Raw genomic sequence first — 17,704 nt, forward strand, 5'->3', positions numbered from 1 at the left:
TTTATCGACCCTACGCTTGAAGGACGGCCCATTCGATGAGCTTCTACCCGAAGGTCACTACAGACCCAACCGGTTCGACCCCGGCTTCACCGCGATTCCCAGAACTTGAGAAGCGCGTCCTCGAATACTGGAAGAACGACAACACGTTCCAGGCCTCCATCGACCAGCGCGAAGGCGAAGAATTCGTCTTCTACGACGGACCTCCCTTTGCCAACGGCCTGCCGCACTACGGCCACCTGCTCACCGGCTATGTCAAGGATCTCGTCGCCCGCTACCAGACCCAGCGCGGCAAGCGCGTCGAGCGCCGCTTCGGCTGGGACACCCACGGCCTGCCAGCCGAGCTGGAAGCCATGAAGCAGCTGGGCATGACCGACAAGAAGCAGATCGAAGCCATGGGCATCGACAAGTTCAACGACGCCTGCCGCACCTCGGTGATGAAGTACGCCGACGAGTGGAAAGAGTACGTGAACCGCCAGGCCCGCTGGGTCGACTTCGAAAACGACTACAAGACCCTGAACGTCGAGTTCATGGAATCGGTCATCTGGGCATTCAAGCAGCTGTCCGACAAGGGCCTGACCTACCAGGGCTTCCGCGTGCTCCCGTATTGCTGGAAGGACGAGACGCCGCTGTCCAACCACGAGCTGCGCATGGACGACGACGTCTACAAGAACCGCCAGGACCAGACCGTTACCGTCGGCTTCACCATCCTCGCCGGCGAAACCGAGGCCTCCAAGGCCCTGGCCGGCGTGCAGGCCCTGGCCTGGACCACCACCCCGTGGACCCTGCCGACCAACGAGGCGCTGGCAGTGCACCCGGACATCGAGTACGTCGTTCTCCCCGCCGGCGAAGCTGGCGTGAAGGCTTCGGCCGCCGCCGGCCCATTCCTGCTGGCCCGCGACCTGCTCGGCTCCTATGCCAAGGACCTGGGCTACAAGGACGCGAAGGAAGCCGCCGCCGCGGTCACCGCCAGCTACACCGGCGCCGACCTGGCCGGCGTGCGCTACGCCCCGCTGTGGGACACCTACACCGACACCGAGAAGTACGGCACCGAAAACGCCTGGCAGATTCTCACCGCCGACTATGTCACCGTGGCCGACGGCACCGGCATCGTGCACCAGGCTCCGGCCTACGGCGAGGATGACCAGAAGGTCTGCGAAGAGCACGGCATCCCGGTGATCCTCTCGGTGGACGAGGGCGCCAAGTTCCTGCCGGTCTTCGCTGGCGGGCCGCTGGCCGACATCGTCGGCGTGCAGGTCTTCGATGCGAACAAGACCATCACCAATGTGCTCAAGGACGAGGCCAAGCTGGTCAAGCAGGCTTCCTACGAGCACTCCTACCCGCATTGCTGGCGCTGCCGCACCCCGCTGATCTACCGCGCGATCTCCTCGTGGTACGTCGAGGTTTCCAAGTTCAAGGACCGCATGGTCGAGCTGAACGAGCAGATCAACTGGATCCCGGGCAACGTGAAGCACGGCCAGTTCGGCAAGTGGCTGGAAAACGCCCGCGACTGGTCGATCTCGCGCAACCGCTACTGGGGTTCGCCGATCCCGGTCTGGGAATGCTCGGGCGCCGAGTGCACCCACCGCGAGGTCTTCGGGTCGCTGGCCGAGCTGAAGGACTTCTTCGGCCGCCTGCCGGTGAACCACGAAGGCCAGCCGGATCTGCATCGACCGTTCATCGACGAGCTGACCCGCGCCCACGAAGGCTGTGCCGAAGGCGGCACGCTGACCCGCGTGGAAGACGTGCTCGACGTCTGGTTCGACTCCGGCTCGATGCCCTACGCCCAGGTGCACTACCCGTTCGACAACCAGGAATGGTTCGATTCCGGCCACCACCCGGCGGACTTCATCGTCGAGTACATCGGCCAGACCCGTGGCTGGTTCTACACCATGCACGTGCTGTCCACCGCGCTGTTCGACCGCCCGGCCTACACCAACGTGATCTCCCACGGCATCGTGCTCGGCTCGGACGGGCAGAAGATGTCCAAGTCTCTGCGCAACTACCCGGATGTCACCGAGGTCCTGGACCGCGACGGCTCGGATGCGATGCGCTGGTTCCTGATGGCTAGCCCGATCCTGCGCGGCGGCAACCTGGTGGTCACCGAGCAGGGCATCCGCGATGGCGTGCGCCAGGTGCTGCTGCCGCTGTGGAACGTCTGGCACTTCTTCAACCTCTACACCAACTCCGCCAACAACGGGGCCGGCTACGAGGCCAAGTTCACCACCGCTTCCACCGACCCGCTGGATGCGTACATGCTGGCCGCCACCGGCCAGCTGGTGCGCGAGGTCACCGAGGCGCTGGATTCCTACGAGGTTTCCGATGCCACCGAGGCGGTGCGCCACTACATGGACACGCTGACCAACTGGTACGTGCGCCGCTCGCGCCAGCGCTTCTTCGACGAGGACACCCAGGCCTTCGACACCCTGTACACCGCGCTGGAAACCCTGGTGAAGGTCACCGCTTCGCTGCTGCCGCTGGCCAGCGAAGAGATCTTCCGCGGGCTGACCGGGCAGCGCTCGGTGCACCTGGCCGACTGGCCGGATGCCGAGCAGTTCCCGACCGACGCCGCGTTGCTGGAAACCATGGAAACCACCCGCAAGATCTGCTCGGTGGGCTCCTCGCTGCGCAAGGCCAAGAACCTGCGCGTGCGCCTGCCGCTGGCCGAGCTGAAGGTTGTGCTCACCGATGCCGCCCGCCTGGAGGGCACCTACGCATCGATCATCAAGGACGAGCTGAACCTGAAGGCAGTGACCCTGATCGACGCCGAGGGCGTGGACGCTGCCAGCTACGGCATCAGCCAGCAGCTGGTGGTCAACGCCCGTGCCGCCGGCCCGCGCCTGGGCAAGAACGTGCAGCAGGCGATCAAGGGCGCCAAGTCCGGTGACTGGTCCGTCGCCAACGGTGTTGTCACCGCCGGCGGCCTGGAACTGGCCGAGGGCGAATACACCCTGGACACCGTGGTGGATGCGGCCGGCGAGATCGCCGCGGCGGTCATCGATGGCGGCTTCCTGGTGCTGGATACCGAGGTCACCGAGGCGCTGGCCGCCGAGGGCACCGCCCGCGACATGATCCGCTCCATCCAGTCCGCCCGCAAGGACGCGGACCTGCAGGTTTCGGACCGCATCCGCACCGTGATCACCGCCAGCGCGGCCACCATCGCGGCGCTGGAAGCCAACCGCGAGCTGGTGGCCGGCGAAACCCTGAGCGCGCAGCTGGAGCTCGTCGCCGACGATTCGGCCCAGGGCGAGCAGGTTGCCGTGGCCAAGCTGGATTCCGGCAAAGTCGAGGCCAACTAGTGAGCGAACTGGACCGTGTCTACGCGCAATTGCTGTCCCGGGCCCCGGAGAACAAGATGGAGCCGCGCATGGCTCCGATGTTCCGGGCCATGGAGATCCTCGGCGAGCCCAACAAGGCCTGCCCGGTCATCCACATCACCGGCACCAACGGCAAGACCTCGACCGCACGCATGATCGAATCGCTGCTGATGGCGCACGATCTGCGCACCGGCCGCTACTCCTCGCCGCACCTGATTTCGGTCACCGAGCGCATCGCCATCGACGGCGCGCCGGTGGATGACGAGACCTTCGTGCGCGTATGGGATGAGATCAGCCCGTTCCTTGAGATCGTGGACGCCGAGCTCGTCGAGCGCGGGGAAAACAAGCTGACCTACTTCGAGGCTGTCACCATCCTCGCCTTCGCGGTCTTCGCCGAAGTCCCGGTGGATGTCGTGGTGCTCGAAGTGGGCCTGGGCGGCATCACCGACGCCACCAACGTGGCCGATGCCGATGTTTCGGTGATCACCCCGATCTCGCTGGACCACACCGACCTGCTCGGGGACACCCCGGGGGAGATCGCCGAGGAGAAGGTCGGCATCCTCAAGCCCGGAGGCTACCTGGTCTCCTCGGTGCAGCCGGTGGACGCGGCCGACGTGCTGCTGGCCCGTGCCCGCGAGCTCGACGTGCCGGCGGCCTTCGACACCCTGGACTTCAAGCTGCTGGATCGCCAGCATGGCGTGGGCGGGCAGCTGCTGTCCATCCAGGGCCAGGCTGCCCGCTACGACGAGATCTTCCTGCCGCTGTTCGGCGCCCACCAGGCGCAGAACGCCACCGTGGCCTTGGCCGCGGTGGAGGCATTCCTCGGCGGCGGACAGCGCGAGCTGAACGCCGACCTGGTCCGCGACGGCTTCGCCGCGGCGACGAGCCCGGGCCGGCTGGAACTGCTGCGTGCGGCCCCGAGCATCCTGGTGGATGCCGGGCACAACCCGGACGGCATCCGCGTCACCGCGGAAGCGATCAAGGAATCCTTCGGCTTCACGCGTCTGGTCCTGATGGTCGGCATCCTGCAGGAGAAGGACGCCGAGGCGATGCTCTACACCCTGCGCGAGGAATACGGGGACATGGTCGAGGACATCTGCATCACCCAGTCCTCCTCGCCGCGAGCCATTCCCGCCGGCGAGCTGTCCACCCTGGCCATCGATGCCGGCTGGCCGGAAGCTGACATCCACGTCACCGAAAACCTGGAAGACGCCATCGAGTGGTCCGTTGGCCGCGCGGAGGCAGGCAACGACCTGTCCGGCGGAGTGCTGGTCACCGGTTCGATTACACTGGTGGGCGAGATTTCACTATTGCTCAAGGGAGGCAAGTCCTAATGGCCAAACTCACCCGTGCCCAGCGCGAGTGGCGACCTGGGATGAAGAAGAAGCAGCGTTCCACGAAGATGATGTTCGCATCAACCGTGCTGGTCTGCGAGGCGCTGCTGGCGGTGTTCGTCACCCTCGCGGCCTTCGGGCTCAAGCGCGGCGAACCCGCAGTGGTGCTCAGCCTCGGCGCTGCCGTGGCGCTGCTGTGCATCTTCAACTGCGCCCTGCTGGGCAAGAAGATCGGCTACATCATCGGCTGGATCCTGCAGGTAGTGTTCTTCCTGAGCGGCTTCATCCTGGTGGACATGTTCTACCTGGCCGCGGCGTTCGCCCTGTGCTGGTGGTTTGCGCTGTCCAAGGGCGAGGAAATCGACGTGGAAAACAAGCGCCGTGCCGCCGCCCAGGAAGCCTGGGAAAAAGCCAACCCCGAGCAAGCCTAAGATTCCAAGAAGTACATCAACGATACGAAGAGGTAGTCACATGACTGAACGTACCCTGATCCTGGTCAAGCCAGATGGCGTCAAGCGCGGCCTGACCGGACAGATCCTTGCCCGCATTGAAGCCAAGGGCTACACCATTGCCAAGCTGCAGCAGCTGGAAGCTACTCGAGAGCTGCTCGCCGAGCACTATGCAGAGCACGAAGGCAAGCCGTTCTACGAGCCGCTGGTGGAGTTCATGCTCTCCGGTCCAGTGGTGGCGATCGTGGCTGAAGGCCAGAGCGTCATTGCAGGCTTCCGTTCGCTGGCCGGCACCACCGACCCGACCACCGCAGCCCCAGGCACCATTCGTGGCGACTTCGGCCGCGACTGGGGCCTGAAGGTCCAGCAGAACTTGGTCCACGGCTCGGACTCCGTTGAGTCCGCAGAGCGCGAGATCGGCATCTGGTTCGGCAAGTAAGCTGATACGCAAAAATCCCGGCAGCCATGGGCTGCCGGGATTTTTTGATACCTGAAAGCGGAACCTAGAACCAGTCATCCAAACTGTCCTGGGCGAGCGCGGACGGTTGCTGTACCGAACTTCCGGACGCCTGCGCGGCCGAGTCCAGTGGCAGCTGCTCCGCGGCACCGATCCTGACCACCTGATGGCGGTCGGCGATTGGGCCGACGGTCAGCGAAAAATACTTATCTGCTCCGTCATTGCTGGATTCCAGCACGTGGATACCTCCCAGTCTTCAGTACGCGTTAGCGCATTGATTGCGGGCGAAGCATGGCGCGGGATTCTCCCTGTTGGGGAAAACGAAGACATGCTGCAAAACTTCTCAAGGTGCTTGCGCATCCCGCGTCGCTCCACTTCCATCACTTCAGTCACATTAAACACAGAAACAACACGCACGGCAACGCGGGATTAGCCATCCACGCTCTGCTCCCAGCGTGAAAACCCTGGAAATTCGGGGCTGGGAGGGCGCATGAACTCCTTGAGAATTATTTGGAAATAATTCGAACGACAGCATTAAGTGGCGTAAGAAAGGGGCGCCCCTGCAATGCAGGAGCGCCCCCACTGGCGACAATTACGCAGAATCCTGAGGGGATTCCATGTGCTGTTCCCTGTGCTTCTCCTTGGCTTCGAGCTTTTCGATAGCCGCGTCCTCTTCGCTGATTTCAACTTCGGACTTGATGTCTTCACTGGCTTCAGCCACCGCATCGGACTTGTCGCGTCCGGTCCACACCTTGATCACCGCCCACGCTGCCGCAACCAGCGGCACCGCCAGGACGGCGCCAACGATGCCAGCGAGGACGGTGCCAGCGGTCAGCGCCATCAAGACGACCAGCGCATGCAGGCTCAGGGCATTGGCCATGACGACCGGCTGGAGGAAGTTGCCCTCCAGCTGATTCACCAAGATCACCGCGGCAAGCACGATTAGCGCAATCACTGGACCGTTGGTCACCAAGGCGATCAGCGTGGCCAGGATTCCGGCAACCGTAGCACCGACCATCGGGACGAAGGATCCGAGGAAGACGATGACACCCAGCGGGATGGCCAAGGGCACCTGCACGATCAGCAATGTTGCGGTGATGCCCAAGGCATCTACCGCGGCCACGGTGGCAGTACCGCGGATGTAGCCGCCGAAGGTGCGCAGGGCCCGATCGCCGGAGAGAATCCACTTGTTGCGGTAGTGGCGTGGAGTCCACGACACGGCAAAGGCCCAGATCTTGTCTCCGTCCTTCAGGAAGAAGAACAGGATCACCAGAAGCAGGATCAAGCCAGTGACGAAGCTGCCGGCGGCGCTCAGCGTGTTCAATGCACCGGTGCCAAACTGGGAACTGGTCAAGAATCCGGTGATTGTTTCAACGACGCTATCGATCTGGCTCTGGTCGATGTTGAACGGCATCGTGCCGATGAAGCCCTGGACCATCTCATTGAGCTGGTTGAAACCCTCGACAGCTTGGTCAACGAGCTTTGGCCATTCCCTGATGACCGAGAAGACCAGGCCGGTGCCGATGCCTCCTAGGATCAAGAGCGAACCGAGGAATACGATCCATGCTGCCAGCATCGGTGAAACGATTTTGCGCAGTTTGACGACAAGTGGCCATAGCGCGCAGGAAATGATGACGGCCAGCAGTGTCGGGATCACGATCATGGTCAAGCGGAGCATGCCGATGATGAGGAATGTTGCCAGAGCGCCAACGATCAATAGCTGCGCGCTGCGGATGCCCAGTCGGCCTAGCAAGTCGGTCCACAAGCTGGTGACAGTGAATTCTGGTTTGGCGTCCTTGGCCGGAACGCGGTGGTGCTCGGCAGGTGTCGGCTTGTCATCTTGAGACTGGTTCTTCGACAACGCGGCGAGCCTGACCTTACGGAAAAAAGCCATAGTCGCTCCTTGTAGCTGGTTCTGATAGCTCTAACAATAGGCTAACGACTTGACAAGGTTCCGGGGCAACACCGCGAGACTGATTATTTAGTGTTGGCTAGGCCAATAGAACCTGCTTCTGCACCATTAAGCCGAAGATTCCTGCAACTATTGGCTGATTTTACAAGCGCTCTGGAGGCAAGCTCATGCAAAGCAACGGGGCCGCGCGCTGCGCGGCCCCGTTGCTTTCAAATCTTGTTCGCTGCCTCTCCGGGCTATTTGGCGCTGAAGTATTCCTTGGCCAGCAGCCCCATGATGATCTTGTCGTGGAACGAGCCGTCGTGGAATCCAGCTTGGCGCACCCTGCCCTCTTCACGGAATCCTGCGCGGTTGAAGGTGCGTAGCGCGCGCTCGTTGTATGCCCAGACGTTCAGGCCGATGCGGTTCAACCCCATTTCGCGGAAGCCGTAATCGATGATCATCTTGATGGCCATTGTGCCGTAGCCCTGGCCAACATTGGATCCGCCGATCATGATCATCAGCTCGGCAGAACGCGCTGGAGCGTTGTATTCGTACAATGCTGTGTGCCCAATCAGCGTATCGTCGGGAAGCGTGATCGACAGTCCAACGCCGTCGGTGGTGCCCCGGTTGATGCTCCGGGACTTGAAGAGTTCTGCGGCCTCGGTGACCGGGTGGGGAAGTACCAGGTTGCCTTGCAGGGCCATGAACTCCGGACTGTTCCACCATTGGGTGAGGAATGCAAGATCTTCCTCTTGCAGTTCACGCAGCCGTATGTGTTCGGAAATTAGCAGATTAATTCCGTAGTCTTGGGCATTTTCTGTGTTCCATATGTCACTTGCCATGCATCCAATCTACCGGGTCTAGCTGAGCGGTGCCCGGAAAATCGTTGTTGGCGAAGCCGTGCAGGCGCCGCCATGTGTCCTATAAGCGCTAGTCGCAGCGGGAATTGGGATTCCTTTGCGCATTGGCGCGTCGGGGGCAACAAAAAGTGGTACAAGGTCTGGACATGACCTATTTGGCCGGCGGGGTGGGGCGGAATGCCGGGAACAGCAGTGCGGGGCCGTCACCGAAGTGGCGGCCCCGCAGGTACGTGAGGAGATCTGGAGTTTTTCTAGCCGAAGAAGGCGTGCGGGAAACGCAGGACGACCGATGCGGCGAGGAGCACCCAGATGATAGCGGTGATGATCCAGCTCCACTCGCTGAAGAACTTCTTCACGCCGGGGCCTGCGGGAATCACGCCGGTGAGCACATTGCGTGCGGTAGTGAAGACGAACAATGGAATCGTCATGACCCAGACGACCATGCAGTATGGGCACAGTGCATTGATTTCGTAGAGGGCCTGGGACCAGAACCAGATCACCAACCCCATGGCCGCCGTCACGCCCAGCTGGAAGCACAGCCAGAACCAGCGCTTCAGGTTGCTTGCGCCGGCAAGCAGGGCGAAGCCGATCGTGATTACCACTGCGAAACAGACAATCCCGAAAAAGGGGTTGGGGAAACCGAAAATGCCTGCTTGCTCGGACTTCATCACGGTGCCACAAGAGATCCAGGGATTAACATCGCAACTGGTGATGTAGTCGGGGTTCTTGTAGAGCTCCAAGCGTTCCAGAACCAGGATTCCGGCGGCGAGCCAAGAGACCACCCCGGTAACGATGATGAACAGACCGAAGCCGCGTTCCTTAGCCCACCAGGGCAACACGCCCGAGCCGCGGCTATTTTCTAGTGATGAAACCATGTTTTGACTATTCCATAAGTTCATAGGAAAGCGGGTAATTCCGCCGTGGGCTTTTTCATCCTAGGAAGCGTTTCTGTGCAACAGGTGAGAAGCAATGAACAAGGCGTGAACGAAATATGAGAGAATGTAAATGGTTGTTCGCGGATCCACAGTCTGCTTTCAACCCGACGACAGACTTTTGAAACGACAGATCGACAGGCGATGCATCGCTTCGGTTGAGTGCCCAATATGTGCGCCTCCCGAGGGAATACCGCGGATCGTAGGGCTGCAAAGGAAAGCAGCCGGTTTTCTTAGGCCACGTTGATCCGTAGGATTTGCGCATGGTTCAGAATTTTGGACCTGCGTTGAACCCGCGGAAAATAGCGAGCTTTTGTGTCCGGCCTACTGGAAGTCAGGTAGGCCAAGCGACACGTGATGATTGTAGTTTCAGCGACGGCGCCGTCTGTGGAGGATGCCGAAGCGGGACATAGTAGGAGTACGCGAATTTAAATGAGCGCAGCAAATCAACGAAAGGGTGGAGCGCAAGGTAATAAGCGGGGCAACCGTTCAACTCGAGCCCGCCGTACCAGTGTTTCAACCACGCCTGCGCGGCCACTGCGTCGCGCCATGACCTTGGCCGAACTCAATGCCGCTGCCGGTGTCGAGGAAAGCCCATACCGCTGGCGGGCCACCCGCCGCACCCAGGTTTCCACGCCTGATTCCACCAAGCGGGCCAGCCGCCAAGCAGAACGCCGTGCCCAGGCGGCACGCGATACCGCCAATGACGCGGCCGTCGAGCTTGCCGCAGCCAAGCATGAAGACGCACAGGCGCAGAACGCCGAAGCAGCTGAAGCCGCCGAGCAGGAAGCTGCCCCGGTGGAAGAGGCGAACGACGTTGACCAGACCGGCATGCTGCTGGCCGAACACGGCAGCAGCATGATCCTCAATCCGTTTGCCGTGCCGGAAACCGCCCAGGCTGTGCTGGCCGCAGCCGTCGCGAAGAAGCAGGAACCTGCCCGCCGTGCCGCTGCCTCGAATTCCGCTGAAGACGCCGATTCAGACGACGTGACCTCGCGTCGCCGTCGCCGCCGTCGCCGTGGCGACGTGGATCTGGAGCTCGAAGGCGGCTCGCAGGATGATCCGCCGAACACCGTCACCCGCGTACGTGCTCCGCGTGGAAGCATCGAGAGCCACAGCTCGGTCAACAACAAGGTCGCCTCGGTGCGCGGTTCCACCCGTCTGGAAGCCAAGCGCCAGCGCCGCCGCGAATCGCGCGAAACCGGACGCCGCCGCCAGGTGATTACCGAGGCCGAGTTCCTGGCCCGCCGCGAGTCCGTCGAGCGCAAGATGATCGTGCGCCAGCGCGAAGACCGCATCCAGATTGGCGTGCTGGAAGACGGCGTGCTTGCAGAGCACTTCGTCTCCAAGACCCAGCAGGATTCGCTGATCGGCAACGTGTACGTCGGCAAGGTGCAGAATGTGCTGCCCTCCATGGAAGCCGCTTTCGTGGATATCGGACGCGGCCGCAACGCCGTGCTGTACGCAGGCGAAGTCAACTGGGATGTGGCAGCGCTCGAAGGCGCGCCACGCCGCATCGAGAACGCATTGAAGGCCGGCGACTCGGTCCTTGTCCAGGTCACCAAGGACCCGGTAGGCCACAAGGGTGCCCGCCTGACCAGCCAGATCTCGCTGCCGGGCCGCTACCTGGTCTACGTGCCGGGCGGTTCGATGACCGGCATCTCGCGCAAGCTGCCCGATGTTGAGCGCCAGCGCCTGAAGAAGATCCTCAAGGACCACCTGCCGGAAAACGCTGGCGTCATCGTGCGCACCGCCGCCGAAGGCGCCTCCGAGGAGGAGCTGACCAACGATATCAACCGGCTGCGCGCGCAGTGGGAAGGCATCGAGGAACAGGCGAACTCCACCAAGACCCTGGCTCCGGAACTGCTGTACTCGGAACCGGACCTGACCATCAAGGTAGTCCGCGACGTCTTCAACGAGGACTTCACCAAGCTGATCGTCTCGGGCGAGCACGCCTGGGACACCATCGAGGCCTATGTCATGTACGTGGCCCCGGATCTGATGGGTCGCCTGGAGAAGTGGGAAGCCGAAGAGGACATCTTCGCCAATTTCCGCGTGGACGAGCAGATCGCGAAGGCACTGGACCGCAAGGTCTTCCTGCCTTCGGGCGGCTCGCTGGTCATCGATCGCACCGAGGCGATGACTGTCATCGACGTCAACACCGGCAAGTTCACCGGTTCGGGTGGCAACCTCGAAGAGACCGTGACCAAGAACAACTTGGAAGCGGCCGAGGAAGTCGTGCGCCAGCTGCGCCTGCGCGACATCGGCGGCATCATCGTCATTGACTTCATCGACATGGTGCTTGAGTCGAACCGCGACTTGGTGCTGCGCCGCCTGGTCGAGTGCCTGGGCCGCGACCGGACCAAACACCAGGTGGCCGAAGTGACCTCGCTGGGCCTGGTGCAGATGACCCGCAAGCGCATGGGCACCGGACTGCTCGAAGTCTTCGGCGAAGAGTGCGAGCACTGCGCTGGTGCTGGTGTCATCACCCACGACGAGCCGGTCGAATCGCGCAAGTCCTTCAACTCGCATGGCGAAGCGCATGGCAAGAAGTTCAACGACAAGCCGAGCCGCAATTCCCGCCGCCGTCGCGGCGGCGAGAAGGACGAGCAGAAGCCGGTTGAGAAGCAGGACCAGGCAGCAGGGGAGAAGGACGAAGCCACGCGCAACGCCCTGGCCAGCATCGCCGCCGCCTCGCACCTTGACGGCCCTGCTGATAACGCAGTGAGCATCGAGGGCGAGCAGATTCCGGTGACGAAGTCCGTGGTCCCCGCACAGGCCACCGCGGCCCCTGCGCAGGCCGCCGAGGCTTCGGTGACCCTGGAGGCCCTGGAAGCCGCCTTGCCTGGCAAGGAAGAGTCCAGCGAAGAGCACGATGGCAGCCGCAAGCCGCGCCGCCGTTCGCGCTCCCGCGGACGCAACCGCAACCAGGCCGAGGAAAGCGGTTCGACCAACGAGGACGCACAGGCCAGCCAGGAACAGCAAGCTGCTCCTGAACCTGTTGCTGCCCCGAAGTCCGAAGAGCAGCCTCGCAAGCGTTCGCGCCGTGCATCGCGTCCGCAGGAGTCGGCGCAGCAGGACCAGCCGGTGCTTACCGGCCTGGCCATGCCAGCTGCCAGTGCTCCTGCCGCTGCAACTGCACCTGCTTCCGCTCCGGCTGCCGCCACGGCAACCCCGCAGATTTCCACGAAGCCAAAGCGCCGCAGTCGTCGGGCCACCTCGGTCCAGGGCGATGCGACGGCAGAGGTCCTCGTGGCAGAGGTATCCGCCGCTACCGGTTCGGTAGTCCAGATGGATGCCTCCGGTTCGAAGAAGGAAAAACCAGCTGAGCCTGCCGGGAATCCGGTCATGCTCGGTGTGGGTGTTCCGGTACGCGAACTGAAATAGATGAACTTGATCACGCTTCCCACGCTGGGGCAGTTTGTATTTGCTCCAGCGGTGGGGACTAGCGTAATCTAGTTGATCGGTGCTAAACGCCAAGATCACGGACTTTTGGTCCGCTCGGCGTCAAGGCACAAGCGCATGAGATCCCCGGATCGCATCCACTATGTGGGTGTTCGGGTCGATATCTGCGCCGGTAAGACAATAAACGTCGAGTAGAAGTGAGTACCCACGTGGTGTACGCAATTGTCCGCGCAGGCGGCCACCAGGAGAAGGTTTCCGTAGGAGACCTCATCACCGTTGACCGTCTTCAGGCTGCCCCAGGCAGCTCCATCGAGCTTCCAGCTTTGCTGTTGGTAGATGGCGAGAAGGTAACTTCCGCAGCTGCCGATCTGGCTAATGTCAAGGTCACCGCTGAGGTTGTAGAAAACCTTCGCGGCGAGAAGATCGTTATCCAGAAGTACAAGAACAAGACCGGTTACAAGAAGCGCCAGGGCTTCCGTGCCGCTCTGACCAAGGTCAAGGTCACCTCGATCGCCTAATTCAGGCAATCGTAGAATCCATTTTTTGTAGCGAAAGAGGCTAAAAGGCATGGCACATAAGAAAGGTGCGAGTTCCACTCGCAACGGTCGCGATTCCAACGCACAGTACCTAGGCGTAAAGCGCTACGGTGGTCAGGAAGTCAAGGCAGGCGAAATCATCGTTCGCCAGCGTGGCACCCACTTCCACCCAGGCGCCGGCGTAGGCCGTGGCAAGGATGACACCCTGTTCGCATTGGCTGCTGGCGCAGTCGAGTTCGGCACCCGTCGTGGTCGCCGCGTGGTGAACATTGTGGCTGCTGCCTAATTCAGGTATCAGGCAAATTTTTTAGTACACAAGGGGTGGGCCGATTTCGGTCCGCCCCTTGCGTGCATAGTTAGACTTTTAAGCGAGTATCCCTCGCAACCCCGTACTAGGAGTAGATGGCCCCGTGGCTGCATTCGTTGATCGCGTAACCCTTCATGTCACCGCAGGTAATGGTGGCCACGGTTGTGTGTCCATCAAGCGTGAGAAGTTCAAGCCGCTTGGCGGTCCCGACGGCGGCAATGGAGGCAAGGGCGGCGACATCATCCTGCGCGTCGACCCCCAGGTCACCACGCTGCTGGACTTCCACCATCTGCCGCACCGCAAGGCTGGCAACGGAGAACCGGGCAAGGGCAGCCTGCACCCGGGCAAAAGCGGCGAGGATCTGGTCCTCGGCGTACCTGCCGGCACCGTCATCAAGACCAAGGACGGCGACATCCTCGGCGACCTGGTCAATCCGGGCGACGAATACATCGCAGCCATCGGCGGCATGGGCGGCCTGGGCAACGCAGCCATCGCCTCGGATAAGCGCAAGGCCCCGGGCTTCGCATTGCTGGGCATCCCTGGCACCAGCCAGGACATCGTCCTGGAATTGAAGTCCATGGCCGATATCGCCCTCGTGGGCTACCCCTCGGCCGGCAAGTCCTCGCTGATCGCCGCCCTGTCCGCGGCTCGCCCGAAGATCGCCGACTACCCCTTCACCACGCTGGTGCCCAACCTGGGAGTGGTCGAAGCTGGCGAAACCCGCTTCACCGTCGCCGACGTGCCTGGCCTGATCCCGGGCGCTTCCGAAGGCAAGGGGCTGGGCCACGAGTTCCTGCGCCACGTCGAGCGCTGCGCGGCGATTGTGCACGTGCTGGATTGCGCGTCGCTGGAATCGGACCGCGACCCGATCAGCGACCTGGAGATCATCGAGTCGGAGCTGGCCAATTACGAGGCCGATTCCACCTTCGCCGGCACCGATGGCACCATCGTGCCACTGATCGACCGCCCGAAACTGATCGCGCTGAACAAGGTCGACATGCCGGACGGCGCTGACATGGCCGAATTCGTTCGCCCGGAATTGGAGAAGCGCGGCTACCGCGTCTTCGAGATCTCCGCGCTCTCGCGTAATGGATTACGCGATCTGTCCTTCGCTATGGCTGAATTGGTAGAGCAGGCCCGTGCCGAACAGGTGGTTGAAGCCCCTGTCGTCGAGGTGCCTGTGATCCGTCCGCGCGCAGCCAAGCGCGTCGAATTCACCATCCGCCGCGAGGAGCAGAACCTTGAGCCGATGTGGCGGGTGATTGGCGAGAAGCCGGAACGCTGGATCATGCAGACCGACTTCCGCAACGATGAAGCCGTAGGCTACTTGGCCGACCGCCTGGCCAAGCTGGGCGTCGAGACCCAGCTGTTCAAGTCCGGCGCCAAGCCGGGGGACGCGGTGATCATCGGCGCGGAGGACGACGCAGTGGTCTTCGACTGGGAGCCGACCATGGCTGCCGGTGCCGAACTGCTCGGCGGCAGCCGGCGCGGCGAGGATATCCGCCTCGAGGAGCGCGGCGATCGCAAGACCCGCGAGGAGAAGCGCGCCGAGCACGAGGAGCGCAAGGCCGCCAAGGCGGCCGCCCGCGCCGAGCTGGAAGCCGAGCGCAAGGCCGGCATCTGGACCGAATCCGTGGACGCCAAGTACGGACGCAAAACTGCTGAACCAAAGGCAAACCAGGAGGAAAATTAAAGTATGAGTGAAAGCGCCACTAAGACAATTTCAGCCATTACCTCGCCCCACCAGCTGCCGCAAGCCAAGCGGCTGGTCATCAAAGTGGGATCCAGCTCGTTGACCACGGTCAGCGGCGGGATATCGCACGAGCGGCTGAAGTTCCTGGTGGACACGCTCGCTGAAACCTTGCGCAACGGAACCGAGGTCATCCTCGTTTCCTCCGGCGCGATCGCCGCCGGCCTGGCCCCGCTCGGGTTGGCCAAGCGTCCCAAGGACCTGGCCACCCAGCAGGCCGCCGCCGCCGTCGGCCAGGGCCTGCTGCTGGCGCAGTACACCCAGCTGTTCGACGAGTACGACCAGCGCGTGGGCCAGGTGCTGCTAACCGCCGATGACCTGATGCGCCGCTCGTCCTACACCAACGCGCTGCGTTCCCTGGTCCGCCTGCTGAACCTGGGCGTGCTGCCCATCGTGAACGAAAATGACGCGGTAGCCACCCGCGAAATCCGCTTCGGCGACAACGACCGGCTCGCCTCACTGGTAGCCCACCTGGTCAAGGCCGACGCACTGCTGCTCTTCTCCGACGTGGACTCCGTCTACGACGCGCACCCGGACGACGGCGGCAGCCGCATCACCACCATCGAGCACCCCGACGAGCTCGAAGCCGTGGACCTGGGCACCCCGGGTGCGGCCGGGGTGGGCACCGGCGGCATGATCACCAAGGTCGACGCCGCGACCCTCAGCTCCTCGGCAGGCATCCCGACGCTGGTGACCAGCACCGACAATGCGGCCAAGGCGCTGCGCGGAGAGGACGTGGGCACCTGGTTCGCCGCCCGCAACTCCCGGCGCTCGGCCCGCGACGTCTGGCTCGCATACCTGGCCAACATCGAAGGCAAGCTGATCCTGGATGCCGGCGCGGTCAAGGCCATCGCCAGCGGCACCAACTCGCTGCTGGCCGCCGGCATCACCGCGGTGCGCGGGGAATTCGAAGCCGGCGACGCCGTCGAAATCTGCGATGCCAAGGGGACTCCTTTCGCCCGCGGGCTGGTGAATTTCGACTCCCACGAACTGCCCGACATGCTGGGTCACAGCACCACAGAGCTGGTGGAAGAACTCGGCGCAGGTTACGACAGGTCGGTAGTGCATGTCGATGATCTGGCTTTGATCGAACCCATTTTCTAGAATGAGGAGCATGAGTATGGACGCCGTAAACACCGAAGCAACGACCACCGACGTCACCACCTCGGTCCATCAGCTGGCCGATCGCGCACGCCGCGCCTCGCGGATCCTCAAGCGCGCCAACCGCGACTGGAAAGACCGCGCCCTGGCCGCCATGGCCGCGCGCATCGACGAGAATCGCTCGATGATCCTGCGCGCCAACGAGCAGGACTTGGCCTCGGGCCGCGCCAATGGCACCTCCGAAGCACTGCTTGACCGGCTGAAGCTCGATGGCCCGCGCATCGACGGCCTGATCGCCGCGCTGCATGAGCTCGCCGGGCTGCCCGACCCGGTAGGCCGCGTGGTGCGCGGCGAAACCCTGCCCAACGGCCTGCGCATGCGCCAGGTCAACGTGCCGCTGGGCGTCATCGGCACCATCTACGAAGCCCGTCCCAACGTCACCGTGGACATTGCCGGCCTGGCGCTGAAGAGCGGCAACGCCGTGCTGCTGCGTGGCGGCTCGGCCGCGCTGAACTCCAACCAGGCGCTGGTCGCGGTGATCCGCGACGCGCTGGAGTCCGTCTCCCTGCCGCGAGACATCGTGATCTCGGTCGACGAGTTCGGCCGTGCCGGCGCCGACGCCATGATGGGCGCGCGCGGAAAGATCGACGTGCTCATCCCGCGAGGCGGCCGCGAGCTCATCCAGCGCGTGGTCACCACCGCCAAGGTCCCGGTCATCGAAACCGGCGAAGGCAATGTGCACATCTTCCTCGACGCGAGCGCCGACGAGGAAATGGCGGTGGACATCCTGCTCAACGCGAAGACCCACCGTCCCAGCGTCTGCAACACCGTGGAAACCCTGCTGGTCCATAAGGACGCGGCAGCCGCCCCGGCAGTGCTGCAGGCCCTGTCCGCGGCTGGCGTGAGATTGCACACGGACGATCGTGCCGCCGCACTGGTTCCGCAGCTGCAGACCATCCCCGCGGGGGAGGAGGACTGGGGCAACGAGTACCTGGACCTGGACATCGCGGTGAAGGTCGTCGACGGCATGGACCAGGCCCTGCAACATATCCGCGCCTACTCCACCGGCCACACCGAGGCGATTGTCACCTCTTCGCTGGCCGCCTCCGAGCAGTTCGTCGCGGAGATCGACTCGGCGGCCGTGATCGTCAACGCCTCCACCCGGTTCACGGACGGCGGGCAACTGGGCCTGGGCGCCGAAGTGGGCATCTCGACCCAGAAGATGCACGCCCGCGGCCCGATGGGCCTGGCCGAACTGACCACGACCAAGTGGATCGTCCAAGGCGACGGACATATCCGGAAATAGTTTCTGACCGCCCTTTTCGGTACGATGTAGAAGAAACGTACCGTTACTTTTCGAGCCGC

The 17,704-nt window shown here is 63.0% G+C and carries 14 protein-coding genes; 10 read left to right on the forward strand and 4 right to left on the reverse strand.

All coding sequences use genetic code 11. The features are described 5' to 3' along the window. Positions 1-35 precede the first annotated feature (35 nt). The 4 genes from ileS to ndk are packed head-to-tail and all read left to right on the forward strand — an operon-like array spanning position 36 to position 5,536. Positions 36-3,296 (forward strand): isoleucine--tRNA ligase, encoded by a 3,261-nt coding sequence (gene ileS / locus BKX98_RS03430; RefSeq protein WP_073706133.1) that lies wholly within the window; start codon positions 36-38, stop codon positions 3,294-3,296. Between the two features lie 56 nt (positions 3,297-3,352). After that, positions 3,353-4,648, forward strand: a complete 1,296-nt coding sequence (locus BKX98_RS03435; protein WP_369826761.1) for a folylpolyglutamate synthase/dihydrofolate synthase family protein — start codon at positions 3,353-3,355, stop codon at positions 4,646-4,648. Next, positions 4,648-5,079, forward strand: coding sequence for a DUF4233 domain-containing protein (locus BKX98_RS03440; protein WP_038990837.1), 432 nt, complete (start codon positions 4,648-4,650; stop codon positions 5,077-5,079). Before BKX98_RS03435 ends, BKX98_RS03440 begins: the two co-directional genes overlap by 1 nt. A gap of 40 nt (positions 5,080-5,119) precedes the next feature. After that, positions 5,120-5,536: a nucleoside-diphosphate kinase gene (gene ndk, locus BKX98_RS03445; protein WP_038990838.1), complete on the forward strand. Its 417-nt coding sequence runs from the start codon at positions 5,120-5,122 to the stop codon at positions 5,534-5,536. 64 nt (positions 5,537-5,600) lie between these two features. Here the strand turns inward: ndk and BKX98_RS03450 are convergent, their stop codons facing one another. The 4 genes from BKX98_RS03450 to BKX98_RS03465 all read right to left on the reverse strand — a co-directional run bounded on the left by BKX98_RS03450 (position 5,601) and on the right by BKX98_RS03465 (position 9,183). Then, positions 5,601-5,792 (reverse strand): hypothetical protein, encoded by a 192-nt coding sequence (locus BKX98_RS03450; RefSeq protein ID WP_038990840.1) that lies wholly within the window; start codon positions 5,790-5,792, stop codon positions 5,601-5,603. 354 nt (positions 5,793-6,146) lie between these two features. Next, positions 6,147-7,448, reverse strand: a complete 1,302-nt coding sequence (locus BKX98_RS03455; RefSeq protein ID WP_038990842.1) for an AI-2E family transporter — start codon at positions 7,446-7,448, stop codon at positions 6,147-6,149. Positions 7,449-7,702: 254 nt separating this feature from the next. Further along, positions 7,703-8,290: a GNAT family N-acetyltransferase gene (locus BKX98_RS03460; RefSeq protein WP_073706135.1), complete on the reverse strand. Its 588-nt coding sequence runs from the start codon at positions 8,288-8,290 to the stop codon at positions 7,703-7,705. A gap of 269 nt (positions 8,291-8,559) precedes the next feature. Next, positions 8,560-9,183, reverse strand: a complete 624-nt coding sequence (locus BKX98_RS03465; RefSeq protein WP_073706136.1) for a vitamin K epoxide reductase family protein — start codon at positions 9,181-9,183, stop codon at positions 8,560-8,562. 606 nt (positions 9,184-9,789) lie between these two features. On the opposite strand from BKX98_RS03465, the gene BKX98_RS03470 reads away from it, so the two are divergent. The 6 genes from BKX98_RS03470 to BKX98_RS03495 all read left to right on the forward strand — a co-directional run bounded on the left by BKX98_RS03470 (position 9,790) and on the right by BKX98_RS03495 (position 17,645). Then, positions 9,790-12,627, forward strand: coding sequence for an Rne/Rng family ribonuclease (locus BKX98_RS03470; protein ID WP_073706137.1), 2,838 nt, complete (start codon positions 9,790-9,792; stop codon positions 12,625-12,627). A gap of 227 nt (positions 12,628-12,854) precedes the next feature. Next, positions 12,855-13,163, forward strand: coding sequence for a 50S ribosomal protein L21 (gene rplU / locus BKX98_RS03475; protein WP_073706138.1), 309 nt, complete (start codon positions 12,855-12,857; stop codon positions 13,161-13,163). Between the two features lie 49 nt (positions 13,164-13,212). Continuing rightward, complete coding sequence (gene rpmA, locus BKX98_RS03480; RefSeq protein WP_013349162.1) at positions 13,213-13,467, forward strand: 50S ribosomal protein L27; 255 nt, start codon at positions 13,213-13,215, stop codon at positions 13,465-13,467. A gap of 124 nt (positions 13,468-13,591) precedes the next feature. After that, positions 13,592-15,181: a GTPase ObgE gene (gene obgE / locus BKX98_RS03485; RefSeq protein ID WP_073706139.1), complete on the forward strand. Its 1,590-nt coding sequence runs from the start codon at positions 13,592-13,594 to the stop codon at positions 15,179-15,181. Between the two features lie 3 nt (positions 15,182-15,184). Next, positions 15,185-16,342 (forward strand): glutamate 5-kinase, encoded by a 1,158-nt coding sequence (gene proB / locus BKX98_RS03490; RefSeq protein ID WP_038990846.1) that lies wholly within the window; start codon positions 15,185-15,187, stop codon positions 16,340-16,342. 16 nt (positions 16,343-16,358) lie between these two features. Then, the gene (locus BKX98_RS03495; protein WP_143181033.1) at positions 16,359-17,645 is read left to right on the forward strand and encodes a glutamate-5-semialdehyde dehydrogenase; all 1,287 of its coding nucleotides are present in this window, start codon (positions 16,359-16,361) and stop codon (positions 17,643-17,645) included. The last annotated feature ends 59 nt before the right edge of the window (positions 17,646-17,704 follow it).

Source organism: Glutamicibacter sp. 0426 (assembly GCF_001906485.1).
GTDB classification, from domain to species: Bacteria; Actinomycetota; Actinomycetes; order Actinomycetales; family Micrococcaceae; genus Glutamicibacter; species Glutamicibacter nicotianae.

Coding starts and splice junctions, on each gene's coding strand:
- ileS (WP_073706133.1), top strand. CDS start 36: ATGAGCTTCTACCCGAAGGTCACTACAGACCCAACCGGTTCGACCCCG.
- BKX98_RS03495 (WP_143181033.1), top strand. CDS start 16,359: ATGGACGCCGTAAACACCGAAGCAACGACCACCGACGTCACCACCTCG.
- BKX98_RS03440 (WP_038990837.1), top strand. CDS start 4,648: ATGGCCAAACTCACCCGTGCCCAGCGCGAGTGGCGACCTGGGATGAAG.
- proB (WP_038990846.1), top strand. CDS start 15,185: ATGAGTGAAAGCGCCACTAAGACAATTTCAGCCATTACCTCGCCCCAC.
- BKX98_RS03470 (WP_073706137.1), top strand. CDS start 9,790: ATGACCTTGGCCGAACTCAATGCCGCTGCCGGTGTCGAGGAAAGCCCA.
- BKX98_RS03455 (WP_038990842.1), bottom strand. CDS start 7,448: ATGGCTTTTTTCCGTAAGGTCAGGCTCGCCGCGTTGTCGAAGAACCAG.
- rpmA (WP_013349162.1), top strand. CDS start 13,213: ATGGCACATAAGAAAGGTGCGAGTTCCACTCGCAACGGTCGCGATTCC.
- BKX98_RS03465 (WP_073706136.1), bottom strand. CDS start 9,183: ATGGTTTCATCACTAGAAAATAGCCGCGGCTCGGGCGTGTTGCCCTGG.
- ndk (WP_038990838.1), top strand. CDS start 5,120: ATGACTGAACGTACCCTGATCCTGGTCAAGCCAGATGGCGTCAAGCGC.
- BKX98_RS03460 (WP_073706135.1), bottom strand. CDS start 8,290: ATGGCAAGTGACATATGGAACACAGAAAATGCCCAAGACTACGGAATT.
- BKX98_RS03435 (WP_369826761.1), top strand. CDS start 3,353: ATGGAGCCGCGCATGGCTCCGATGTTCCGGGCCATGGAGATCCTCGGC.